Genomic DNA, 3,461 nt, shown 5'->3' with positions numbered 1-3,461 from the left:
ATGCGCTCGCGCCGTGAAGAAGCGGAAATGATCTTTCGCCGCGTGGGCATCACCTTCGCGGTCTACGGCGCAAAAGACGAAGACGGCTCGGGCACCGAGCGCCTCATCCCGTTCGACCTCATTCCCCGCGTGATCCCGGCCCATGAGTGGGCCGAAATGGAGCGCGGCCTCACGCAGCGCGTGACGGCCATGAACCGCTTCATCCACGACGTCTACCACGAGCAGGAGATCATCCGCGCCGGCATCGTGCCCGCCGAGCAGATCTTCAAGAACGCGCAGTTCCGGCCCGAGATGATGGGCGTCGACGTGCCCGGCGGCGTGTACTCGCACATCAGCGGCATCGACATCGTGCGCGCCGCCAACCCCGACGGCAGCGGCTCGTACTACGTGCTTGAAGACAACCTGCGTGTGCCCAGCGGCGTGAGCTACATGCTCGAGAACCGCAAGATGATGATGCGGCTCTTTCCCGAGCTCTTCAGCCAGCACCGCGTGGCACCGGTCGCGCACTACCCCGACCTCTTGCTGGAGACTTTGCGCGGTGTGGCCCCGGCAGCCGTCAACGAGCCGACGGTCGTGGTGCTCACCCCCGGCATGTACAACAGCGCCTACTTCGAGCACGCGTTTCTGGCGCAGCAGATGGGCGTGGAGCTGGTCGAGGGCCAAGACCTCTTTGTCAAAGACAACTTCTGCTATATGCGAACCACGCAGGGCCCGAAACGGGTCGACGTGATCTACCGCCGTGTGGACGACGACTTTCTGGACCCGCTCGCCTTCCGGCCCGATTCGACGCTCGGCTGTGCGGGTTTGCTCAGCGTCTACCGCGCGGGCAACGTGACGCTGTCCAACGCCATTGGCACCGGCGTGGCCGACGACAAGTCCATCTACCCCTACGTGCCCAAGATGATCGAGTTCTACCTGGGTGAGAAGCCGATCTTGAACAACGTGCCCACCTACCAGTGCCGCGAGCAAGACGACTTCAAGTACGTGCTCGACCACCTGCACGAGCTGGTGGTGAAAGAGGTTCATGGCGCCGGGGGTTACGGCATGCTGGTCGGCCCGGCGTCCACCAAGGCCGAGATCGCGGACTTTCGCAAGGCGCTGGAGGCCAACCCGGCTGGCTACATCGCGCAGCCCACCTTGAGCCTGTCGACCTGCCCGACGTTCGTCGAGAGCGGCATCGCACCACGCCACATCGACCTGCGGCCGTTTGTGCTGTCGGGTAAAAACGTGCAGATGGTGCCGGGTGGCCTCACACGCGTGGCGCTCAAAGAGGGCTCGCTCGTCGTCAACTCGTCGCAAGGCGGCGGTACAAAAGACACCTGGGTATTAGAAGCATGAGGACACAAGGAGAACGCGATGCTCTCTAGAACCGCCGACCACTTGTTCTGGATGGCGCGCTACATGGAGCGCGCCGAAAACACCGCGCGCATGTTGGACGTCAACTACCAGACCTCCCTGCTGCCGCAGTCGGCCGACGCGGCCGAGAACGGCTGGCGTGGCCTGTTGAGCATCTCCGAGCTGACCGCCGACTACAGCGAGCGCCATGGCGACATCACGCCCAGGAAGGTGATGGACTACATGGTGAGCGACGAGCGCAACCCGTCGAGCATCTACAGCTGCCTGATGGCGGCGCGCGAAAACGCCCGTGCCGTGCGCGGCGCCCTGACCACCGAGGTGTGGGAAACACAGAACCAGACCTGGCTCGAATTCCAGCGCATGCTGCGCATCAAGGCCTTCGACAAAGACCCGGGCGATGCCTTCGAGTGGGTCAAGTTCCGCTCGCACCTGTCGCGCGGTGTGACGGTGGGCACGATGCTGCAAGACGAGGCCTTTCACTTCTTGCGCATTGGCAGCTTCCTGGAGCGCGCCGACAACACCGCCCGCATGCTCGACGTGAAGTTCCATGCGGTCGAGAGCGAGTTTTTTGGCACCGGCGCGGCCAACGGCAATGGTGATGGCAAGGACCAGGAGTACGACTTCTATCACTGGTCGGCCATCCTGCGATCGGTGTCGGGCTTCGAGGTTTATCGCAAGGCGTATCGCAACGTGATCCGCCCCGAGAAGGTGGCCGAACTCCTGATCTTGCGTGCCGACATGCCGCGCTCGCTGGCAGCCTGCATGGACGAGGTGGTGTCCAACCTGCAGCGTGTGGCCAACGAACAGTCGCACGACACGCTGCGCCGCGCCGGGCGATTACAGGCTGACCTGCGCTTTGGCCGCATCGACGAGATTCTCGCGACCGGTCTGCACGCCTTCCTCAGCCAGTTCCTGGAGCGCGTGGGCACCTTGGGGGTGGGCATCAGCCGCGACTTCCTCGTGCCCGTGGCCGCGTGATCGCAGTCGCCTGAGACGAGCAGCGTCACCGGATGAAACTCAACATCCAGCGCGTGACGCACTGCGACCACAGCGCGCCGCTGCAGTTCGCCCTGCCATCGCCGTGCGGGCTCGCATGCACATCTGCGAAGCCGCGATCCTTTTTTCCCTGATCTCTGTCCTGGAGCCCTGAATGTCCATCCACGTTGCGCTCAACCACGTGACCCATTACCGGTACGACCGGCCGGTCAACCTCGGGCCGCAGGTGGTTCGCCTGCGCCCGGCGCCGCACTCGCGCACCCGCATCCTCAGCTACTCGATGCGCGTCACGCCCGCCACTCACTTCATCAACTGGCAGCAAGACCCGCAGAGCAACTACCTTGCGCGGCTTGTTTTCCCCGACAAGACGACCTCGTTTCGCATCGAGATCGACCTCGTGGCCGAGATGGCGGTGCTCAACCCCTTCGACTTCTTTCTGGAGCCCGAGGCCGACAACTTCCCGTTTGAATACGACAAGTCGCTGGCCATCGAGCTGGAGCCTTATCGCCGCAAGGCGCAGCTCACGCCGGCCTTCGAGAAGTACCTCGCCAGCATCTCGCGCGAGAAGATGCAGACGACCAACTTTCTGGTCGCCCTCAACCAGCGCCTGCAAAAAGACATCAGCTACCTGATCCGCATGGAGCCCGGCGTGCAAACGCCTGAAGAAACGCTGGTCAATGGCTCGGGCTCGTGCCGCGACACCGGCTGGCTGCTGGTGCAGCTGCTGCGCCACCTGGGCTTTGCGGCGCGCTTCGTCTCGGGCTACCTCATCCAGCTCAAGAGCGACGTCAAATCGCTCGATGGCCCGAGCGGCACCGAGGTCGATTTCACTGACCTGCATGCCTGGTGCGAGGCCTACCTGCCGGGCGCGGGCTGGATCGGCTTCGACCCTACCTCGGGCCTGCTGGCGGGCGAAGGGCACATTCCGCTGGCGTGTTCGCCCGAGCCGTCTTCGGCGGCGCCGGTGAGTGGTGCGCTCGATGACTGCGAGACCGAGTTCGAGCACACCTTGAAGGTCTCGCGTGTGTGGGAAGCGCCGCGTGTCACGCTGCCCTACACCGACGAGCAATGGGCCGGCATCGAAGCACTGGGCCACAAGGTCGACGCCG

At 64.1% G+C, this 3,461-nt stretch carries 3 protein-coding genes; all 3 read left to right on the top strand.

All coding sequences use genetic code 11. The annotated features are described in order from the left end of the window. Positions 1 to 1,338, top strand: a 1,338-nt coding sequence (locus tag RMO40_RS09095) for a circularly permuted type 2 ATP-grasp protein (RefSeq protein ID WP_309719385.1), incomplete at its 5' end; no start/stop codon positions are given. Between the two features lie 18 nt (positions 1,339 to 1,356). Further along, positions 1,357 to 2,334 carry an alpha-E domain-containing protein gene (locus tag RMO40_RS09090; RefSeq protein WP_309719384.1) on the top strand — a complete coding sequence of 326 codons (978 nt, stop codon included), beginning with the start codon at positions 1,357 to 1,359 and terminating at the stop codon, positions 2,332 to 2,334. Between the two features lie 172 nt (positions 2,335 to 2,506). Continuing rightward, positions 2,507 to 3,461, top strand: a 955-nt coding sequence (locus RMO40_RS09085; protein WP_309719381.1) for a transglutaminase family protein, incomplete at its 3' end; no start/stop codon positions are given.

It is taken from the genome of Rhizobacter sp. (genome assembly GCF_031412075.1).
Lineage (GTDB): Bacteria > Pseudomonadota > Gammaproteobacteria > Burkholderiales > Burkholderiaceae_C > Rhizobacter.
The sequence above is the reverse complement of the archived record's forward strand: the minus strand, read 5'-3'. Positions and strand labels throughout refer to the sequence as shown.

Coding starts and splice junctions, on each gene's coding strand:
- RMO40_RS09090 (WP_309719384.1), top strand. CDS start 1,357: ATGCTCTCTAGAACCGCCGACCACTTGTTCTGGATGGCGCGCTACATG.